The sequence below is a fragment of the Sporosarcina sp. Marseille-Q4943 genome, from assembly GCF_943736995.1.
In the GTDB taxonomy this organism is placed as follows: domain Bacteria; phylum Bacillota; class Bacilli; order Bacillales_A; family Planococcaceae; genus Sporosarcina.
Genome location: NZ_CALSFT010000002.1, coordinates 1,139,131 through 1,161,171 on the forward strand (window position 1 = coordinate 1,139,131; position 22,041 = coordinate 1,161,171).

Below are 22,041 nucleotides of genomic sequence, written 5' to 3' on the forward strand. Positions count from 1 at the left end.
ATGAATAATGTAGAATAAGAGAGGTAAATGTTCGACGAAAGGGTGATAGGAATGGAAAACAACATCTTACCTGTAATGCAGGGGGACTATCAATTACAGGATTATGACCAAACGGCGAAGGATTTTAAATGGTCTGAAGTAGAGAAGGAGTTCAGCTGGCATGAGACCGGGCTTATTAACATCGCGCACGAGGCTGTGGATCGTCATGCGAATTCCTATCGGAAAAACAAAGTTGCTCTTTTTTACAAAGATGCGAAACGCAAGGAAGCGTTTACGTATAATGAAATGAAAAGAATGTCCAATAAAGCGGCAAATGTAATGACGAACCATTCGGCGTTGGAAAAAGGGGACCGTATTTTCGTTTTCATGCCACGCTCGCCAGAGTTGTACTTCGCGATACTTGGGGCATTGAAGATGGGGACGATTGTTGGACCGCTTTTCGAAGCGTTCATGGAAGGGGCGGTCTATGACAGGCTTTCCGACAGTGAAGCGAAAGCGATTGTGACAACGCCTGAATTGTTGGACAGGATTCCTGTAGACAAATTGCCACACTTGAAGACAATCTTTCTAGTTGGCGAAAATATTGAAGAAAATGATAAGTATATAGATTTCAATAAACATTTGAAAAAAGCTTCTCCGTACTTCCAAGTAGAGTGGTTGGATCGGGAGTCTCCGACGCTGCTCCATTATACGTCCGGCTCCACCGGCAAACCGAAGGGCGTTCTGCATGTGCAGGAAGCGATGGTGCAGCAATTGCAGACAGCACGTTGGGTATTGGATTTAAAGGACGAAGACGTTTTTTGGTGTACTGCGGATCCCGGTTGGGTTACAGGGACGGCGTACGGGATCTTTGGTCCGATGCTAGCAGGTGCGACATCGTTGATTGTCGGAGGAAGATTTTCCACAGATAGTTGGTATGAATCCATTCAAGAGTATGGCGTAACGGTTTGGTATAGTGCGCCGACAGCTTTCAGGATGTTGATGGGCGCGGGTGCGGGTCCATTGGAGAAATATGATCTATCATCCTTGCGTCATATTTTGTCAGTCGGAGAACCGTTGAACCCTGAAGTTATCCGTTGGGGGATGGAAGTGTTCAAGCTACGGATCCATGATACTTGGTGGATGACGGAAACAGGGGCGCAAACGATCTGTAACTTTGGATCATTGCCAATCAAATTGGGTTCTATGGGGAAAGCTGTTCCGGGCATCGAAGCGGCAATCGTCGATGATCGCGGGCAAGTGTTGCCTCCGAATCGGATGGGCAATTTGGCCATAAAAAAAGGATGGCCAGCAATGATGCGGCAAATTTGGAATAACCCTGAGAAGTATGACTCGTATTTCTTGAATGATGAATGGTATGTTTCCGGAGATTCAGCTTATATGGACGAGGACGGCTATTTCTTTTTCCAAGGGCGAGTCGATGATGTTATCATGACGAGCGGAGAACGAGTAGGACCCTTTGAAGTGGAAAGCAAATTGCTGGAGCATCCAGCGATTGTAGAGGCGGGTGTCATCGGAAAACCCGATCCGGTCCGCGGTGAAATCATAAAGGCTTTTGTCGCACTACATGAAGGATATGAGCCTTCCGAAGAACTTGAGGAAGACATCAAGCAATTCGTCAAAAAGGAACTGGCAGCACATGCGGCGCCAAGGGAAATCGAATTTAAGGACAAGCTGCCGAAGACGAGAAGCGGTAAAATTATGCGTCGTGTATTGAAAGCATGGGAACTGAACTTGCCGACAGGCGACTTATCGACGATGGAAGACTGAAAACAGATTAGAAAAGGGACTCCCGGTTTGTGGGAGTCCCTTTCTAGTTGACCAATTAATCATTCTCATCATCGTCTGAAGGAGGATTGTTACCGCCTCCGTTATTTTCGCTATTTCCATTACCGTTGTTTCCATTATTTCCGTTGTTCCCGGCGTTGCCGCCATTTCCGTTTTCATTGCCATTATTGCCGTCGCTGTTACCGTTGCCATTGTCTTCATTTCCTGGTGGTGTAGTCGGTGGTTTATTCTCGTCATCCGGCGTTTCGGTCGGTGGCGGTTCCGGACTATCGACGATTACGATGTTAGAGCCTCCGGATAAAAGTCCGGTAATATCGACTGCTCTTACGTAATAATCACCAGGGCTGACAGCGAGAGAATTTGCAGATCCATCAATGATTGTCGCAATTCGTTCGTTGTTCCGGTAAACATAATAACCAATGACATCATTGGAAGGGGATTCCGACCAAACCAATGTCGATCCGTTAAGCGATGCGCTAACTCCTCCCGGTGCAGCATCGTCAGCAGGGAAAGTTGCACCCGATACGACGCTGGAAGAGAACGCGGATATGGAAGGGAACAACTTCGAAGCATCTCCGCCCCAAGGTCCTAGCATCCTGTCGATAAATGCCTGGTTGACCCCTGTTCCACCTGAAACGATAAACTCTGCTGGCGTCGAAGGAAGCGCCATGTATCGGCTGCCTTTGACAGAGACATAGGATGCATTAATTATGCTGTCATCTGGTTCAGTAGGCAACATCACTTTTTTATTGAATAAGTCAGACCTGACCAATCCCGCTGAAGTACATGCAGCAGACGGAGCCAATCCGGATATTCCACAGAAAGGTTTCGAAACGACGCCTTTCGGCTGTTTAAACGTGCTGGCTGCACCGATTATATCCGGTCTTACTTTGTTCGCAGCATTCATCAGCCTGCCGAATAGCATTGTAGTACGTGTGGTCGGGTGCATTTGCCCTGATCCGCGTGTATACAGTTTCCGTGTTTGGTCGTAATAGCCAAACCATAGCCCCATTGAAATGTTCGGGTTATAACCGACAAGCCAAGCATCCGCATATTTATTCGTTGTTCCTGTCTTTGCGGCCAAATCGGTTTTGAAATTCATGAAGCTAGGTAACTGCTGACCTGTTCCTCCAGGCTTTAGAACATCCCGGAGCATATCTGTAACGATATAAGATGTTTCTGGACTGAATACGTCGACAGGTTTTATTTCATGTTGATAAACAACATTACCTGACATATCCTCGATTCGTTCGATGATATACGATTGGATGAACTTGCCGCCGTTTGCGAACGTGGCGAATGCATTCGTGTTTTCTTCAACACTAACTCCGATCTTCATACCTCCGAAAGAGGTGGAATAGTTTGTGTAGTCTTCCTTATGAAGCTTGGTGAAATTCATCTTCTCCAAAAACTCTGCAGGGCGCCTATCCACAATTTCCCTATATAATCGGGCTGTTGGCAAGTTCAGTGATTCCGCCAATGCTTTCCTCGCCGGGATAATCCCGTTTTCCACATCGGCATTATAGTTTGAAGGACTCCACGTATCACTTCCGTCCGGTACTTCGAATTTGACATCGACGACCGGGCTTCCTGCGCCAATAACACCATATTCAATCGCTGGTGCATAGACAAGGAGCGGTTTCATCGACGAGCCGTTTGGCCGATGAGCTTGTGTAGCATGGTTCGTAGCTATCAGTTGGTGATCACGTCCTCCGATAAAGGAAAGAATCTTTCCAGTACTATTTTCAATCATAATAGCTCCGACTTGAACAGGGTCATCTTTCAGAATAATCTCCCCGGTACTGTAATCCTTCTCTTCGCGTGTATATGTGAACCCGTAATGCTCGAATTCCTGAGCGATTTTATTCATTTCATCATAAAGATCCTTTTCGACAGTCGAATAAATTCTATATCCGCCTGTCCGCATTTCGCGCTCTGCAAGAATCTCGTATTTTTCCTGTACCTTAACATCATCCTCAACCCGTTCTGGGTCGATGCCATCCTTTTCCGCCAAGATCTTCGCTAAAATTTCGATCGTTTCCTTTTGAATTTCCTGTGTCAAATAAGGGTATCTTTCGGTTGCACGTTCCGTCTTTTCACGGAAATCTTTTGTAATATCATAAGCGATTGCTTCTTCATATTGCTTATCTGTAATATAGCCGGTTTCCTTCATGCGGAAAAGGACCGTTTTCATCCTATCGATTCCAGCTTTAATATTTTCATCATTTTTCAAGCCGCCGCCATAATAGCTGCCCTTAAATGGTGTATACGCAAACGGGGCTTGCGGAATTCCTGTGATATACGCTGCCTGGGGAAGGTTAAGTTCTTTTGCAGTCACACCAAAAATACCTTCTGCTGCAGTTTCGATCCCCGCAATATTTTGTCCCATTGCATTTCTTCCATATGGAATGATATTTAAGTAGGCTTCTAGAATTTCCTCTTTATCCATGAAGTGTTCAAGCCGCATGGCGAGAAGGATTTCTTTTGCCTTCCGCTCATAGGACACTTCATTCGTCAATATCTGGTTTTTGATCAGCTGTTGGGTGAGCGTTGAACCACCCGTCTGACTGGATGAATTCGTCACATCTTGAAACAGTCCGCGGAAAATCGCTTTTGGGACGATCCCTTCATGTGTTTCAAAATACTCGTCTTCCGTCGCCAAAACGGCATCGATGACGAAAGGAGAAACATCCTTCAATGTCGTCTCTTTCCGTTCGATATCTGCATTTACTTTCCCTAAATAAATATCATTGGCAAAATAAATTTCCGAAGTCTCTTCATAATTGAAAATATTCCCCCGCATTTCAGCTTTGGTTCGGAGTGGTTCCTTTGCAACGAGTGATGCAAAATAACCGGCACCGACTGAGGCGGCAAATACGCCAAGTGTCAAACCGAAGACGAGGAAGAGGAGAAAGAGGTTCCAAATGACTCCGGATGTAATTCGAACTCCCTTTGCCCATCTTTTTTTCTTTAACGTTTCAAATTTCTCTTCTATAAGATCTATCCTGTTTTTACGTTTTTCGCTCAAGTTTTCATCCCCCCTAAAATCCTTCCTATTATAGCACATTTCGTGGAAATCAATAGAAAATGTTTGACAAACCGATATTTTAGACTACAATAAGACTTATATCATTTTTCACATGGTGAGGAAGCCGGAGTAGGAACGGTCGAGCCGTCTAGAGAGGCAGCGGTTGGTGGAAGCTGTCCGGTACATCGTTTGCGAATTACAGCTTAGGAGTGTGACGCGTACGCAGCGATAATGCGTCTTAAAGCGGAGAGTTTTAATATTCTCAAGCCGGGTGGTACCGCGTTAGTTGACATTGTGTCTAACGTCCCTGCATGATTCATTTGAATCGTGTAGGGGCTTTTTTTACTTTATTGGAGGGATTATGATGAAGAACGGATTGCTGGAAGACTTGAAATGGAGAGGCCTGCTGTATCAGCAGACGGATGAGGAAGGCCTTGAAAAAGTATTGAATGAGGAAAAGATTTCATTGTACTGCGGTGTCGATCCGACAGCGGACAGCATGCATATCGGTCATGTCGTCCCGTTATTGACGTTGCGTCGCTTTGCAATGCATGGCCATCGTCCAATCCTTTTGGTCGGCGGGGCGACAGGGATGATCGGAGATCCGTCTTTCCGTGCCGATGAACGTCAGCTCCAAACGGAAGAGCAAGTAGAGCAAAATGTCGCAGGTTTGCGAAAGCAACTGGAAAGATTATTTGATTTCAACGAAGATGGCGGTGCAATCCTCGTCAACAATAAAGACTGGATTGGAAAGATGAGCGCCATTGAATTTCTTCGAGATTTTGGAAAGTTGCTTAGCGTCAATTATATGCTTGCTAAAGAGAACGTTTCCTCAAGGCTTGAAACAGGGATTTCCTTTACGGAATTCTCATATATGCTCATTCAAGGTGCCGACTTCAATCATTTGTACAATAACTATGGCTGCCGTGTACAAATCGGAGGATCCGACCAATGGGGCAATATTACAACAGGTCTTGAAATTATCCGCAAGACACATGAGGAAGAAGCGAAGGCGTTCGGCATTACGATTCCACTCGTCACAAAATCGGATGGAACGAAATTCGGAAAAACAGCTGGCGGATCGGTATGGCTGGATGCAGCAAAAACTTCCCCTTATGAGTTCTACCAGTTCTGGATCAACACTGCCGACGCTGATGTTATTAAGTATTTGAAAATCTTCACATTCATGGATCGTGAAGCGATTGAAGCGTTGGAAGTTTCCGTGCAGGAGGAACCGCATCTCCGCAAGGCGCAGCAAGCGCTTGCTGAAGAAATGATGCGTCTCATCCATGGCGAGGAAGCGCTCGACCAGGCAATTCGCATCTCAAAAGCATTGTTCAGCGGGGACTTGAAAGCGTTGACTGTTGAGGAAATGAAAGACGCATTCAAAGATGTGCCAACGGCCGAAATGGAAAAGGTGGATAAAAACATCGTCGACTTCATCGTTGAGGCAGGTGTTTCGCCGTCCAAACGCCAAGCCCGTGAAGACGTGACAAACGGCGCCATTTCGCTGAACGGAGAAAAAGTGACGGATATTGCATACGAAGTCACAGCGACAGACCGTTTGGATGACGTGTTCACGATTGTCCGTAGAGGGAAGAAAAATTACAAAATGGTGAAATTCGTTTAACGCAAAAGGCCATCCTTTACTTCAAAGGATGGCCTTTTCTTATTTTACGCTTTCATCTTCGCTGCCGCTTTTTTCCGTGGCGCGGGCTTCTTCTTTTTCGTCTTATCGAGCGACGCTTGCAACGCCGCCATCAAATCGGTTGTATTGGAAGGGGAAATTGCCTGTTTCTCAGTTTTAGCAACAGTGATATTGCCTGCTTTTTTCTCTTCAATTAATTCCATTAGTGCTGTTCTATACTCATCCGTATATTTCTCGGGATCGAATGCAGTCGTCAATTGATCGACTAACAGAAGTGCTGTATCGAGTTCCTTCTTCACGACAGTGTCCTCTTCTGGAATATTCGGGACTTCCTGTACATTACGAACTTCATCAGGGAAGTGGATCGTTTCCATTAACAAAGCATCTTTATATACCCGGACGACGGCCAATTGCTCCTTCGAGCGGATGATGATCTTTGCCACTCCAATTTTTCCGGATTCCTTTAAAGCTTGCCGCAATAAAGCATAAGCCTTACCACCGTTAGCGTCAGGAGCCATGAAATAGCTTTTTTCGAAATAGATGGGATCAATTTCCTCCAGCTTTACAAAATCAATGATTTCAACGGCTTTGTCCTCATTTTCCTTCTTCAGCTTTTCAAGCTCTTCATCATCGAGCACGACGAACTTGTTTTTCGTATACTCATACGCTTTCACGATTTCTTCGCTTTTCACTTCTTTATCGCAAATTGGGCATACTTTCTGATAACTGATTGGAGAATGGCACTCCTTGTGAAGTTGTCGCAATTTAATATCGTTGTTTTCAGTCGCCGCATGAAGCTTAATCGGAATATTGACGAGTCCGAAACTGATGCTGCCTTTCCAAATTGTATGCAATGAAATCACCCGCTTTTCTTCTTAGTATGGAAAGCTCGACTCGTTCCTATGTATACGAAATTCAATCCGTCAAACACTAAACAAAAACCATTACCTAAAGTAATAAAAATTTGGAGCGATAATTATGAAACCGATGTTGATGATGGATGCAGAGGAAATTCCTGTAGGGAAGGATTGGATATACGAAACGAAGTACGACGGATTCAGAGCAATCCTTATATGGGATGAAGAAGGAATTCGGCTTTTTAGCAGAAATGAAAAAGTACTGAACGATATCTTCCCGGAGATTATTGAGGAATGCCATCGTATTGAACATTTGATCAAGCCTTTTCTTCCAATTGCCTTTGACGGGGAATTGGTCTGTTTACAAAACGATTTCAGCAGTGAATTTTCAATCGTGCAAACGAGGGGACGGATGCGGAAGAAAGAAGTGATCGATCAACATTCGAAAATTTTTCAGTGCCAATATATCGTCTTCGATCTTTTGTCTGTGAAGGGGAAGGATGTAACCGCCTCTGCGCTGGACAAGAGGAAGGCGCAATTGAAGAAGTGTTTTGAACAGATTGGACTGCCGATTACCGTCCAATATCGCCACGAAAGTTTAATTCAATTAATAGAAACGTTTACAGACGGCAATGAAATATGGAATTATATCCGGCATAACAATGGGGAAGGGGCGATTGCCAAACGGAGGAAAAGTGTCTGGAGTAATGAAAAAAGAACGAATCAATGGTTGAAAGTGAAGAACTGGCGATTGGTCACAGTCATTATTACGAAATATGAACAGGTAAATGGATTTTTCACAGGCGCCATTTATAGAGAAGGTCACCTTATTGAGATAACAACATTCAAGCATGGAATGACAGACGAGGAAATGAAGACCCTTAGTGAATTGTTTCTAGCAAACGGGAAAAATATCGGGGATTCTACTTATGAGATTGCGCCATCGATCTGTGCGAACATAAATTGCATCAGCTTTGATGGGAAACATCTACGGGAACCGAGGTTCCATTCCTTTCAATTTGAAGTGAATGCAGAAGAGTGCCAGTGGCGGCGATTGCTTCGACAGGTGAACCCGATTCCTGAGCAAGTACAAATTACGCATCCAGACAAACCGGTTTGGCCGAGGGAAAGCTTGCAGAAGGATGACTACTTGCTGTACTTGCAAATGGCGGCACCTTTCATGCTTCCGTTTCTCAAAGAACGCCATCTAACCTTGATCCGTTTTCCTCATGGTGTGCCGGGCGAGATGTTTTATCAGAAAAGCGTTCCCGACTACGCACCTGATTTTGTCCAGACGTCAAAAGATGAGGATATTGACTATATCGTTTGCAATGACATAACGACATTGCTATGGCTGGGGAATCAGCTTGCACTAGAATACCACATTCCGTTTCAAACGATCGACACGACAATGCCGACAGAAATCGTCTTCGATTTGGATCCGCCCTCAGTGAAAGAATTCTCACTCTCCGTAGAAGCGGCAGTGCGCATGAAGGCGATCTTCGACCGGTTCCAACTGACTTCATTCATTAAAACATCCGGCGGCAAAGGGCTTCAATTATATATCCCGCTCCCTTTCAATACATTCACTTATGAAGATACCCGCCTCTTCACAAAGTTCGTCTCTGACTTCCTTTGCGACCAAGAGCCGCAATGGTTCACGACTGAACGCTTGAAAAAGAACAGGGGAAACAAACTTTATTTGGACTATGTGCAACATCACGAAGGAAAAACGATCGTCGCTCCATATTCACCGAGAGGAAACGAACTGGCGACAGTCGCAACTCCATTGAACTGGGATGAAGTTGGAGCTTCATTACGGCCGGAGCAGTTTACAATCAACAGTGTAATGGAACGGATGAAAACGATTGGAGACCCTTTCCGTGAATTCAGGAAAGTGGGGAATACACAACCGTATGCAGTTGTGCTTGAACAGTTGAAGGCGTTACTGGAGGGAAAATAATCCCGCTATTGCAAAAGCGATAGCGGGGGAGATCTGAGTGAGCGGGTAGTGAGAAGTATACTTTGCTAGTATTCTATATTCTTGGATCATTATTTACAAAAGGCTGAATTTTATGATAAGGTTTACTGTATATTGCTATGATTATATAAGGCAGTGATAGTTTGGCATATCTTATTATAGAGGAGGGGTATTTTGGAAGTGCCGTTAATTTTAACTCAGTTTTTAGATAATGCCGTGAAACTCTATGGGGATAAAAAAGCAATTATCTCTGATGACCGAGTTTTTACTTATCGAGAGATGAATGAACGAGTCAACCAGTTGTCAAATGGCCTTCGCACATTAGGTGTAAAAAAAGGAGATCGAGTGGCATTTCTGGCGCCAAATAGTGTAGAAATGCTGGAAGGCTTCTATGGTGTGTTTCAGCTAGGGGCAATCATGGTGCCTTTGAATATTCGCTTAAAACCGGAGGATTATCTCTTTATTTTGAATCATAGTGAATCCAAGGTTTTGTTTGTTGATCAGGACTTATACCATTTAATCCTTCCTATTAAAGAAAAGCTTGAGACCGTTGAAGAGATTATTGTGCACTACTATGATGGCACCTGTGATGAAGTAAACTACGATGAATTTTTAAAGGGGCATTCCGCAAAAGCTTTCAATCGGGAAACTTTAGAAGAAACCGATGTATGTAGCTTGCTTTATACGAGTGGAACAACCGGCAATCCAAAAGGTGTAATGTTGACGCATCGCAACAATTATATCCATGCATTAACGTGTATGCATCACTTACGGGTTACCGATGAAGATGTTCTTGCACATGTGTTGCCAATGTTTCATGTCAACGGCTGGGGCTCGCCATTTTACTATACTGCAAACGGAGCAACACAAGTCTGTTTAAGAAAAGCTTCTCCAGATAGTATTTTTGAAGCGATTGAGAAACATGGTGTTACCGTAATGCATATGGCTCCGACGGTGTTGAATTCATTAATACAACATTACGATAAGCATCATCCGGAAATTGAGCAAAACATTCGTGCATTCATTGCAGGATCGGCACCACCAACAGCATTTGTCACTAGAGTGGAAGAGGAGCTAGGCTGGGAGTTTATCCAAGTGTACGGCATGACGGAATCTAGTCCGTTAAGTACCATCTCTAGAATCCGCTCCCACTTCAAAGATTTTTCAAGAGAAGAAGAGTCTCGAATAAAAGCAAAAACCGGATACCAAATGATTGGCACAGATGTAAAAGTCGTTAATGAATTAGGAGAAGAAGTAGCCTGGAACGAAAAAGAAATTGGTGAACTTATTGTCCGCGGAAATGGCGTCATGAAAGGCTATTGGAAAAATGAAGAAGCGACAATGGAAGCCATTCGTAATGGCTGGCTCTATACCGGGGACATGGCTACTGTAGATGAGTATGGACATATTGGAATCGTAGATCGGAAAAAGGATGTCATTATCTCTGGCGGTGAAAATATTTCTTCCATTGAAGTTGAGGGTGTCTTATACGACCATCCAGCTATCCTGGAAGCTGCGGTCATTGCAGTTCCCCATGAAAAATGGGGGGAGACGCCTCATGCTTATGTCGTTTTACGTCCGGGGCAAGGAGCGACAGAAGAAGAACTAATTCAATTCTCGAGGGATAAGCTAGCTCATTTTAAAGCGATTACGGGAGTCACCTTCGTAGACGAACTTCCTAAAAATGCTTCCGGTAAGATTTTAAAAGTTCAGCTGCGTAACAACTACTGGGAGTCGGTTGGAAAAGCGGGGAGATTTGTTAACTGAACCAATAAACAAAAAACTAGAGCCCTTGAAACGTTGATATAACGACATTTCAAGGGCTTATTGTATGCTAACATGCAAACTAAAAAGATTAACGAGTGTAATGCGCGATTTTTCCAAAACTTATCAACATCCTTTTCACTTTGAAAAACGCAGGTGGGGGCAGTTTCTTACATCACCCCTAAAAAGCCTTTGACAGGTTTAAATTACTTTTAATTGTTTTATCCAGTCTTCACGATGTGACCACTCAAGAATTTCTATATTGTAGTTCCTAATTGGTTCAATGAATTTTGGAGAAATGGCTGTCTCAGTATCGTTTGCAAGCACGAAAAAATCAGCATTGGGTCTCGTTTCTCTTACATCGATAAAAGGAAACAGTGCTGGTTTGTAGTTATCTGATTTGGGCGAATTTACAATGTAAATAAGTTTTTCTTTAATGCCTTTCCAATGAGGAATTACAAAATCAAAGTTCTGTTGATTACCTGATCTTCCTGTAAAACCTAAATTAGGGGTGAATATAACATCCTTTTCAATAAAGTAGTTTTCTACTTCTTCGAAAAAAATGTTTGTAACCATATTTCTTGATGTCAACAACATATCGAAAATTCTTAAAATACATTGGAGTAGGTTGTTTTGCTTTTGTGGAAGTGCTTCAATTGTCGGTACCGTGAGGAACAATTCACCAGTGTCTTTGTCGTGAGACACTCCAAAGATACACAATGTGCTATCAAAATAAGTTGTTCGATTTTTACTTCCTTTTATGAAGACTCCCCGCATTTCCAATTCGTTTAATGTATTTCCGTCATCAGTTAGTCTATAGGTGCCTGTTGGTTTCTTTTCAAGGAAGACTTGGATGAAATCATGATTGATATCTACAAAAGGAGTAGTAATTTCAACGAAATCTTCAATTTGAGAAAAATTTAAATGTGATTTATTCCAATCCTCATAGGCTTTCTTTAATTGATCTATCATTGAAATTACCTCCTTTCATAGAAGTTCCATTTGATGCTTAAAATTATAATCCTCGATATTCGAGACGTTACAACGTTTCAGGAAACGGTTCAAGATAGTCACAAGGTCCTTTAACTCTTGATCCGTTAAACACATATTAGCATATTCCTCATTTAAAGGATATGCGATTGACATGCCGAATATTTCGTGCGCTACATGGATATGTGGACAAGGAATTATTTGGCTCGCGTAAGGAAAATCCCCATCCGGATTAGCATGGTCAGGACCAAGGATATCTAATCTTAACAATGGCCTAGATCGATAATTATCACTGGATAATTGGAGAGTGAATTTTGGACTTTTATTCCCTTTTCTATTCAACACAATTGTAAAGTTCGTTCGAATGCTCTTTAACTGTAGATAATCTTGTAAACCTTTTTCAGGAATATCTATATTCTTATTATCCGACAGTATCATTTTCAACGAACTGATAAGTTCATTGATTTTTTGTTGATCCATAATTTCCATTCCCCCTAAACAGAACTGAAATTTTATAGGTAAACATTAACATCTATGAAAATATACCTGTCCAATTTGTGTTAGATATAACTTTAGCTTCAATTCTTTTTAAGTCCAATATAGCTAATGGAAATGGAAAATTAAACATTAAATTTCAATTAATTTTGAAAATACTTACATTTTTTTATAAACTTGTGAGTAAAGTTGTGATGAATAATGTTAATCTTTCGTTGATATAGAGAGAAAGGGAATTGTTAGATAATTCCTGGATTGAAGCGGAAGGCGGCGACTCCTGCGGGAAAGCGGGACAGGGGAGACCCCGGAGGGAGCGCAGCGACTGAGGAGGCTCACCGCCCGCCCGCGGAAAGCGTCCGCCTGTAGCGGAAATCCGGTTCGATGGAAATATTCGGCTTTGATAAAACGTGAAAACGCAAAAAAAACCCCGAAATTGCAAATGCAATCTCGGGGTTTTCATAAGGAAGCGATTAACGAGAGTAGAACTCAACGATAAGAGCTTCGTTAATTTCAGCAGCAAGTTCGCTGCGCTCTGGGTAGCGTACGAATGTACCGACTTTAGTGTCAGCGTTGAATGAAACGTACTCAGGAACATAGTTGTTCACTTCTAGAGCTTCGTTTACAACATCCAAGTTTTGAGATTTCTCACGAAGTGAGATCTCTTGACCAGGTTTTACGCTGTAAGATGGGATGTCAACGCGTTTACCGTCAACCAAGATATGACCGTGGTTAACAAGTTGGCGAGCTGCACGGCGAGTGCGTGCAAGACCCATGCGGTATACGATGTTGTCAAGGCGAGTTTCAAGAAGAATCATGAAGTTCTCACCATGTTTACCAGGCATTTTACCAGCTTTGTTGAAAACAGTTTTAAACTGACGCTCGTTCACGCCGAACATGAAACGAAGTTTTTGTTTTTCTTGTAATTGCAATCCGTATTCGGAAAGTTTTTTACGTTGAGTAGGACCGTGTTGTCCCGGTGCGTAAGGGCGTTTTTCGATTTCTTTTCCAGTTCCGCTTAGCGAGATGCCAAGACGACGGGAAAGTTTCCAAGATGGACCTGTATAACGAGCCATGAAAGACTCCTCCTCTGTTTTGGTTTTATTTTGTTGTAAAATAAGAACCAGATGTATTCAATCCGTGTGCCATTCTATTATCTTGCATCCTCGCCTCAGCAGCCTCAAGGTTACACGATGCACCTTACTGAAAGGAATAGACTGAACAACAGGGATCATACAACTGCTGCAACTATTTTACACAAGGAATATCATAACAATTATTCGAATATGAGTCAAGCTCTTTTCATCCTGAACCAAATATAAGAGAGAACTCGATTGAAAAGCTGTAAAAAATAGGTTTTATGTATTAGAATATAAGTATAGGTATAAATTACGAGGGATGCAAAATGAGGGTGATGGCAAATGAACGATCATGAATTGATATTATATGAAGTGAAATGTGCCGTATTTGATTTACTATCGAATCTGAACGATGAAAGACCTCTGGAAGACAAGCTTGTACAATTCAAAGAGCTATTCATGAACCAATTCGAAATAAAGGATGCTGCAATCCTCCTGTATGATAATAACCGTTTCGTGCCGCTGTTCGATAGTGAGACCACACAGAAAAGTTGTGCGTTGTGTCATGAAACTTACACTAAAGACCATCCAATCTTCAACGTGTCGTTCATGTCCCACGCTTCTGGCAGGGAATATAATTTCGCTGACGACTCGCTCATCATAAGGGATATCCATCTTGCTCCTCTTGGCGCTCTGCTGTTCAAAGCGAGTGAAAAATGGCATGCCTTCGCCTTGACGGATCATTTGAAGGATTTGAAGAAAGTGTTCGGCACGTTCATTAGCCAAGCCGTCAAAATGCATGAGCTCTCGGTAAATGAAAAGACTTATCGTCATTTATTCGAAGTGGCCGAGCTTTTCAACTCCACGATGGAAAGTGATGTCATCCTAGAAGGGCTTATGGAAGCGGTAACCGAATCATACCCGGTTTATGATGTACATCTTCTCCTTTCGAATGAACAGAAAGGGAAAACGAATGAGTATAGTTTGTTTGATTATGCGAACGAGAGGGCATCCGCTGTCGACGCCTTCCTGTCAGGGGATTTGACAATTGAAAACGCTTCGGATATTTCAAGCGTCCTCATGAATGCGCCAATTCGTGGAAGACAGGGGATTTACGGTGTTTTACAGATCACTGCCCCGAAAGACACGGAATTTACAGTGACGCAGAAGAGTTTTATACGATCAATAGCGAATGCTGCGGGTAGTGCACTTGAAAATGCGAGTCTTTACGACCAATCCCATCGGCTCGTCGACGATTTGCGTTTAGTGAATGAAGCTTCAAGGAAGTTAAACAACAATTTGGAGCTTGACGAAATGATTGCCTATCTCAAAGACCAATTTCTGCACGCTTTTTGCCCGAACGAAATGGCATTTGTTTTTTATGATGATCAACGCAGCTTTTCCATTTCCCCGTCTAGTACGTCATTTTTCACTAGTGAAGCTGGGAAGAAATATATAGATTCAGTTTCGGCCCGTTTATGCAAGGGGGAAGAAGCGGTTTTTGACGCGAATACAAAAATATGCCCAGATGGTGTCTATAACTATAAATCCATTGTCGCCCTCCCAATAAGCAATGGTGGTGAAATGATCGGATTCGTCATTCTCATGCACCGGGAAGAGTACTTTTTCTCATTTGACAGTTTCAAATTGATGCGCTCGCTCATCCGCCATTCATCGCTCGCGATATCGAACATTATGCTGCGCGATCAATTGCAGGAACTTGTCAATAAAGATCATCTGACAAAATTATTCACCCGTTCGTATTTAGATGAAATTGTCAACTCTACCATGGAAAAAGAGGAATGCGGAGTCTTCATCTTAATGGATGTCGATGACTTCAAGTTGGTTAACGACTCCTATGGTCATACGACGGGAGATTTAGTGTTGCAGCAAATCTCGGCCTTTATTCTGTCGAAAGTGGAAGGCCGAGGGATTGCTAGCAGGTGGGGCGGTGAGGAAATTGCCATCTTTGCCCCTTCGGCAACGGTCGACGAAGGTGTCGATTTAGCCCGGCAACTTGTGGAGGGAATCCCTGGAGCAACCGATCCGAGCGTAACGGTATCAATTGGTTTGAGCGGCTGGTCTCCAGAAGACGGTAAGTCTTATAAGGAGCTTTTCCAATCTACGGATGCTGCTTTATATGATGCGAAAAATGATGGAAAGAACCGGTTCGTTCTGCATGGAGCAGCTTCGGCGATAAAATGTCGCTGAAGTTGCTCTTTTTCTTTTTCGGAAAAGAGGGTAAAATGAAAATAGGAAATGTAAGTGCTTACAATAGTGAAGGGCGGAATGGAAATGAATAAACCGATACTCCATAAAGACACGCTTGTCATCCATGAAGGCTATGATGATACAAAGCATCATGGCAGCTTAGCGGTGCCACTCTATCAGACTTCGACATATTCTTTTGAAAATGCGGTTCAAGGGGAAAAGCGCTTTTCCGGCGAGGAGGCGGGTAATATTTACTCGAGGCTTGGCAATCCGACAGTCCGTACACTGGAGGAAAGAATGGCCGCGCTTGAAAACGGGGCGGGTGCACTTGCTTTTGGCTCCGGAATGGCGGCTGTGAGCTCCGTCCTAGTCCACTTGACGAAGGCGGGGGATCACATCATCTGCTCGCGGGGAATTTATGGATGTACGTTCGGCTTACTCGGAATCATGCAAGAGAAATATAATATTACCCATAGCTTAATCAGCATGACGACTGAGGAAGAGATTGAAAGGGCAATTACACCGGATACCGTATGCATTTATGTGGAAACTCCGATCAATCCGACGATGGAATTGGTTGATTTGAAACTGGTATGCGACGTAGCTCGGAAACATGGATTGACTGTAGTCGTAGATAACACTTTCACATCCCCGTATTTGCAAAACCCGATTGATTGCGGCGCAGACTTTGTCTTGCATAGCGCGACGAAATACATTAACGGTCATGGAGATGTCATCGCGGGATTGCTTGTAGGGAAAGATGCTGATGAGATGCACAAACTAAAAATGACGGTCCAGAAAGACTACGGAGCGATCATGTCCCCATTTGACGCATGGCTGCTCATCCGGGGATTGAAGACGCTGCCTGTCAGGATGGAAAGGCATACAACCAATGCCGAAAAAATCCTTGCGTATTTGAAAGATCAGCCGCTTGTTGAAAATATATATTATCCTTTCGACCAAGGAAATCCGCAGTTTGAAATTGCTAAGCGTCAAATGAAAGCTGGCGGCGGGCTCATTTCATTTACAGTGAAAGGCGGCAAGGAAGGTGCCCAAACGTTCATGGATAGTCTCTCGTTGATCAAAATAGCCGTCAGTCTTGGAGATGCCGAGACGCTCATTCAGCACCCGGCTACGATGACGCATTCAGGCGTACCGGAAGCGGACCGCCTGCAGATGGGCATTACGGACTCCTTGCTCCGTCTATCTGTCGGTCTCGAACACGCAGACGACCTGATTGCCGACTTGGATTCCGCATTTATCGCACTGGAACAGAACCATCCGACACATGCATGAAAAGATGCCCGGCGTACTGAACCGTACGTCGGGCATCTATATCTTCTATTAATTAGATATGTTTAACAAGCACATTCACAAATTGCTCGAGTCCTTCTTGATCGTCTTCATTAAAACGATCATACTCCGGACTGTCGATATCAAGAACACCGATTACTTCCCCATCTTTCATCAACGGAACGACAATTTCAGAACGTGATGCAGCATCGCATGCGATGTGTCCCGGAAACTGGTTGACGTCTGGAACTAAAATGGTCTCTCTCTTTTGCGCTGCGGTACCACATACGCCTTTCCCAAGCGGAATCCGGATGCAAGCAGGCAACCCTTGGAACGGACCGAGTACAAGCTCATCCTCGCTATCCATCAAATAAAAGCCGACCCAATTGATACGATCGAAAAATTGATTCAGCAAAGCTGAGGCATTGCTCAAATTCGCGTAACGGTTGCTCTCTCCGGAAAGTAGCGCATCAAGTTGTTTTGTCAGTTGCTCATACTTCTCCTTCGGGATATTTGAATAATCAGTTGCAGTAAACAAAAAAACACCCCCTGAATATAATCCTCTTTAGTATACGTTTCTCACGGATTTTCTACAAATTTCGCGGGAATCAGCCTTAAAAACACCTTTTTCCCTATAATTCGTCCAAATTCATACGAAAATGCTTTAAACATGTTACTATATAAGATAATATTATTTTTAACTAGTGGTTAAAAGTTCATTTCAGTGACTTCGGAATAGGGGGATCACAATGGTGAAATATTTCATCATTCCAATTATTGTTCTACTTGTGCTTATTACCATCGCCTTTTTATTCAGGCGTAAACATATTAGCGAAATCAATAAACTGGAACATGAGAAGATGCAAATCCAGAATAAGCCGATTTTTGAAGAGATGATGAAAGTCAAACAATTGAATATGACGGGAGAAACAGAGGAGAAATTCGAACGGTGGCGCAATGAGTGGACAGAAGTTGTGGACGTACATATGCCGAAAATCGATTCTTTACTATTTGATGCGGAGGATATGATTGATCGGTTCCGTTTCAAAAAAGCGACAGCGTTAGAAAAAGAGATCCAGGAAAAAATCCGCCAATGTGATAAAAGGAAAAACGACATATTGGAAGAGCTGAATGAATTGATCGGCAGCGAGGAAAAGAACAGGATTGAAATCGAAAACCTTCGTGATCAATATCGATTGGCAAGGAAAACAATTTTGGCTCACCGGCACTCTTTTGGAATGGCTGTCGGCCCATTAGAGAAAGAGCTCGAATCCTTTACTCCGAAATTCGAGGAATATGATGAGTTGACGGCTAATGGAAATTACCTACTTGCGCGCGAAATCGTCATTTCCCTGTCTTCTAAAGGAGAGCGGCTGTCGACACTTATCCATGAAATCCCATCATTATTGACGGAGCTTCAAAACAAAATGCCTGCTTCCATTCGGGAATTACGGAACGGAATCAAAGAAATGGAAGACCAATCTTATTACTTGGGGCATCTGAATCTGCCAAACCAATTGGATGAAATCGAAGAAGGAATCGGAGAGCAGTTAACGAAGCTGGCCGAACTTGATATCGACACGGCGCGACAAAACGTCATGGATATGAACGACCGCATTGATGCCTTTTATGATTCATTGGAAAATGAAGTGAATGCAAAGCATTACGTGGATTTCCATTTTGCTGAAGTCGAGGAATCGTTAGAAGCGATCATACAATTGACGAGGGCGACATCCGATGAAGCCGTCTACGTCCAACAGAGTTACCGTCTCGATGAAAAAGAAGCGAAATTGCCGCAGTTTAGCTTAAAAAAGTTGGAGACGATCCAAAATCGTCATGATAACTTGAAAATGATGCTAGAGGAAGAGCAATCTGCATATTCCTACTTGCAAGCGGAATTGAAAGGGATTTCCGAAGAACTTGAAGAAATTGCAATGGAACAAGAAAGCCTAGCTAATCGCATGAAAAATCTTCGAATAGATGAAAATAATGTCAGAGGTAAACTGGATGATCTTGCGCGTGATTTGCAGAACATAGATCGGAAACTCCATCGCGGAAATATCCCAGGCATTCCAGATGAAATGGATGCACGGCTTGAGGAAGCGGAAGAGCAGCTCTTCCTCGTCAGCCAAAGCTTGCAGGAAGTTCCGTTAAATATGTCGGTTGCAGAAAGCTATTTGGCGAATGCGGAAACCGCTGTGAAAGAAGTGAATGAAAAGGTCGATGAGCTTTTGGAAAACGTCATGCTTGTTGAACGGATCATTCAATACGGAAATCGCTACCGTGCGTCCAATCCAGAAATGCATGAAAGATTGCTCGATGCAGAAGAGTCATTCAGGCAATTCCGCTATGCAAAAGCGCTGGAAGAGGCAGCTACGGCCGTGGAAGCGGTCGAGCCGGGCGCAATGAAGCGAATCGAAGAAATGTTGCAGGAACAAGTTTAACTTAATCAAGCAATTGATAATGGGTAAACAATAACAAGCCACCGGCATAATAAGTGCAGGTGGCTTTGTCACGCTGAAAAGTGAGAAAGGAAAATCCATATGATTTATTTTGATAATAGCTCGACGACGCAGCCTGATGAAAGTGTGCTCGATTCATTCATCGCTGCGAATAAAAAATATTACGCAAATCCCGCTTCGTTGCATGTGCTCGGAAGGGAAGCGGAATCTCTATTGAATCGTTCGAAGGAACAGATGTTGGCGCTCATCGGCAATGAAGATGGAGAAGCCGTACTTACATCGGGTGGAACCGAAGCGAATAATTTGGCCATATTCGGTTTAGCTGAAGCTTATCGAACAAGAGGAAACCATATTATTACGACTCGAATTGAACACCCTTCCGTTTTGAATGCTTGCCGCAAATTGGAGTCTGAAGGATTTCAAGTGGATTATTTGACGGTAGATGCCGAAGGGCTAATTTCGCTTGAGGAACTTGAGAAAAAGGTAAAAAAAGACACAATCCTCGTGAGCATCATGCATGTCAACAACGAAATCGGCACAATCCAACCGATCCGGCAGTGCGCTGAATTGATTAAAAAAAATAGCCGTGCAGTTTTTCATTCCGATTGTGTTCAGAGCTTTGGGAAGTTGCCTGTCGATATGGCCTCATTACGATTAGATGCGATTACCATTTCCGCACATAAGATTAACGGCTTAAAGAACTCCGGAGCACTCATTTTGAAAAAAGGCATTACACCGCATGCTATCAATTTTGGCGGCGGCCAAGAAAACGGCTTGAGAAGTGGAACCGTTTCCGTTCCGAATGCTGTTGCGATGGCAAAGGCGATGAGAATCAGTTCTATAATAGAAGAAAGAGCAGATTATAGGGAATGGCGGAATTTGCTCATGGAAGTATGTCGTTCATACGACAACATACACATTCTTTCGCCGAATAATGGAGCGCCACATATATTATCCATTGCGTTCAAATCGATCAATGGAGAAGTGGCGGTAAATTATTTCCAAGAGCATGGCATCATCATCTCGACTTCGAGCGCATGCTCGTCCAAAACTAAAGATGCGGGACATGTCATTGAAGCAATCGGATTGGAGAATAAATTTAAAAACGGTGTCATCCGTATCAGTTTCGGCAACACTAATACAAAAGAAGAAGTAGTCGAATTTATAAACGTGCTCAAAAGCTTTATGGAATTGATTGAGAGGGGAATGTAACTGATGAAATGGAAAGAAATATTGATTCGTTATGGAGAATTGTCTTTAAAAGGACGAAATCGTAACCATTTTGTACGAAAGTTAAGAAATAACATAAAAGATGCATTGACTGATTTGAAATCTGTTCAACTGCGTGCTGAACGGGATCGTATGTTTTTACTTGCAGATAATGAGGCAGATATGAGAGAGGCAATTGAACGGTTGCCGCATATTTTTGGCATCCAATCGTTCAGTCCGGTCGCCATGTGTGAGGCGGATCTTGACGCAATCAAACAGAAAGCGCTTGAAGTGATTGGAACCGAACATACTGCAGGCAAAACATTCAAAGTGGAAATAAAGCGTGCCGACAAAACATTCCCATATGTAACAGGTGAACTGCAACAAGCAATTGGTGGACATGTATTGCATCATTTCCCTGAACTTACCGTTCAAGTGAGGAAGCCCGATATTATGTTACTCGTCGATATTCGTAAAGAAGGGGCATTCCTCACCTCGAAAGTATATAAAGGGGCAGGAGGCATGCCTGTTGGGTCGAATGGGCATTCATTGCTCATGCTCTCGGGAGGCATTGATAGCCCAGTTGCGGGATACCTCCTCATGAAACGCGGCGTCTCAATCGATGCAATCCATTTTGCAAGCCCTCCTTATACGAGCGAGTTAGCAAAACGGAAAGTAATGGATTTAACAGAAAAACTATGCTCATTCGGAGCCCCGGTCCGCCTGCATGTCATCCCGTTTACAGAACTGCAACAAGCAATTGTCAAACAAGTGCCTGACAATTTGACGATGACGACAACAAGAAGGATGATGCTTCAAATCGCCGATAAAGTGCGAAAAGAAATTGGAGCCTTGGCGATAGTTACTGGAGAGAGCCTAGGTCAAGTTGCAAGTCAGACACTTGAAAGCCTTACTGCTATTAATGAAGTGACTGCGACTCCTATCCTTCGTCCATTAATCGCGATGGATAAACTGGATATCATCGAAATTTCCCAACAAATCGGGACATATGATACTTCAATTAGACCCTATGAGGATTGCTGTACAATCTTTACCCCGAGCAACCCAAAAACAAAACCGAAACTTGAACGGGTTCTTCATTTCGAAAGCTTTTTTGATTTTCAACCTATGATCGAAGAAGCGGTGAGAAACAGAGAGGTTATTGAAGTTTGGCGGCAGCAAGAGAAGGAAGAATTCGAGGATCTTCTTTAATATAAAAGAAAAAATTCCCATTACACC

General features: G+C 43.2%; 15 protein-coding genes. 9 read left to right on the forward strand and 6 right to left on the reverse strand.

The annotated features are described in order from the left end of the window. Positions 1–51: 51 nt before the first annotated feature. Positions 52–1,770, forward strand: a complete 1,719-nt coding sequence (gene acsA, locus NIT04_RS05555; protein ID WP_252502600.1) for an acetate--CoA ligase — start codon at positions 52–54, stop codon at positions 1,768–1,770. Positions 1,771–1,825: 55 nt separating this feature from the next. Here the strand turns inward: acsA and NIT04_RS05560 are convergent, their stop codons facing one another. Beyond that, positions 1,826–4,816 (reverse strand): transglycosylase domain-containing protein, encoded by a 2,991-nt coding sequence (locus tag NIT04_RS05560; RefSeq protein ID WP_252502601.1) that lies wholly within the window; start codon positions 4,814–4,816, stop codon positions 1,826–1,828. A 364-nt stretch (positions 4,817–5,180) separates the two neighbouring features. On the opposite strand from NIT04_RS05560, the gene tyrS reads away from it, so the two are divergent. After that, positions 5,181–6,446 (forward strand): tyrosine--tRNA ligase, encoded by a 1,266-nt coding sequence (tyrS, locus tag NIT04_RS05565; protein WP_252502602.1) that lies wholly within the window; start codon positions 5,181–5,183, stop codon positions 6,444–6,446. Between the two features lie 44 nt (positions 6,447–6,490). On the opposite strand, the gene NIT04_RS05570 is transcribed toward tyrS, so the two are convergent. Beyond that, a complete protein-coding gene (locus NIT04_RS05570) occupies positions 6,491–7,318 on the reverse strand; it encodes a Ku protein (protein ID WP_252502603.1) in 828 nt (275 codons plus the stop codon). A gap of 124 nt (positions 7,319–7,442) precedes the next feature. On the opposite strand from NIT04_RS05570, the gene NIT04_RS05575 reads away from it, so the two are divergent. Both NIT04_RS05575 and NIT04_RS05580 read left to right on the forward strand, forming a co-directional pair. Further along, positions 7,443–9,284 carry a DNA ligase D gene (locus NIT04_RS05575; protein ID WP_252502604.1) on the forward strand — a complete coding sequence of 614 codons (1,842 nt, stop codon included), beginning with the start codon at positions 7,443–7,445 and terminating at the stop codon, positions 9,282–9,284. 192 nt (positions 9,285–9,476) lie between these two features. Then, positions 9,477–11,069 (forward strand): long-chain-fatty-acid--CoA ligase, encoded by a 1,593-nt coding sequence (locus NIT04_RS05580; protein WP_252502605.1) that lies wholly within the window; start codon positions 9,477–9,479, stop codon positions 11,067–11,069. Positions 11,070–11,267: 198 nt separating this feature from the next. On the opposite strand, the gene NIT04_RS05585 is transcribed toward NIT04_RS05580, so the two are convergent. From NIT04_RS05585 to rpsD, 3 genes are all read right to left on the reverse strand, one after another. Beyond that, a complete protein-coding gene (locus NIT04_RS05585; RefSeq protein ID WP_252502606.1) occupies positions 11,268–12,038 on the reverse strand; it encodes a DUF1829 domain-containing protein in 771 nt (256 codons plus the stop codon). Positions 12,039–12,053: 15 nt separating this feature from the next. Then, complete coding sequence (locus NIT04_RS05590; protein ID WP_252502607.1) at positions 12,054–12,536, reverse strand: hypothetical protein; 483 nt, start codon at positions 12,534–12,536, stop codon at positions 12,054–12,056. A gap of 485 nt (positions 12,537–13,021) precedes the next feature. Then, the gene (rpsD, locus tag NIT04_RS05595) at positions 13,022–13,624 is read right to left on the reverse strand and encodes a 30S ribosomal protein S4 (protein WP_252502608.1); all 603 of its coding nucleotides are present in this window, start codon (positions 13,622–13,624) and stop codon (positions 13,022–13,024) included. Between the two features lie 345 nt (positions 13,625–13,969). Between rpsD and NIT04_RS05600 the strand changes: the two genes are divergently transcribed. Beyond that, entirely contained in the window at positions 13,970–15,838 is a 1,869-nt protein-coding gene (locus NIT04_RS05600; RefSeq protein ID WP_252502609.1) for a sensor domain-containing diguanylate cyclase, read from the forward strand. An 84-nt stretch (positions 15,839–15,922) separates the two neighbouring features. Beyond that, positions 15,923–17,134 carry a methionine gamma-lyase gene (gene megL, locus NIT04_RS05605; protein ID WP_252502610.1) on the forward strand — a complete coding sequence of 404 codons (1,212 nt, stop codon included), beginning with the start codon at positions 15,923–15,925 and terminating at the stop codon, positions 17,132–17,134. Between the two features lie 52 nt (positions 17,135–17,186). Here the strand turns inward: megL and NIT04_RS05610 are convergent, their stop codons facing one another. Continuing rightward, positions 17,187–17,669 (reverse strand): GAF domain-containing protein, encoded by a 483-nt coding sequence (locus NIT04_RS05610; RefSeq protein WP_252502611.1) that lies wholly within the window; start codon positions 17,667–17,669, stop codon positions 17,187–17,189. A 211-nt stretch (positions 17,670–17,880) separates the two neighbouring features. Here NIT04_RS05610 and ezrA point away from each other — a divergent pair, with 211 nt between their 5' ends. The 3 genes from ezrA (at position 17,881) to thiI (ending at position 22,014) form a co-directional block, all read left to right on the forward strand. Next, entirely contained in the window at positions 17,881–19,575 is a 1,695-nt protein-coding gene (gene ezrA, locus NIT04_RS05615; protein ID WP_252502612.1) for a septation ring formation regulator EzrA, read from the forward strand. Positions 19,576–19,674: 99 nt separating this feature from the next. Further along, the gene (locus NIT04_RS05620) at positions 19,675–20,805 is read left to right on the forward strand and encodes a cysteine desulfurase family protein (protein WP_252502613.1); all 1,131 of its coding nucleotides are present in this window, start codon (positions 19,675–19,677) and stop codon (positions 20,803–20,805) included. 3 nt (positions 20,806–20,808) lie between these two features. Next, positions 20,809–22,014, forward strand: coding sequence for a tRNA uracil 4-sulfurtransferase ThiI (thiI, locus tag NIT04_RS05625; RefSeq protein WP_252502614.1), 1,206 nt, complete (start codon positions 20,809–20,811; stop codon positions 22,012–22,014). Positions 22,015–22,041 lie beyond the last annotated feature (27 nt).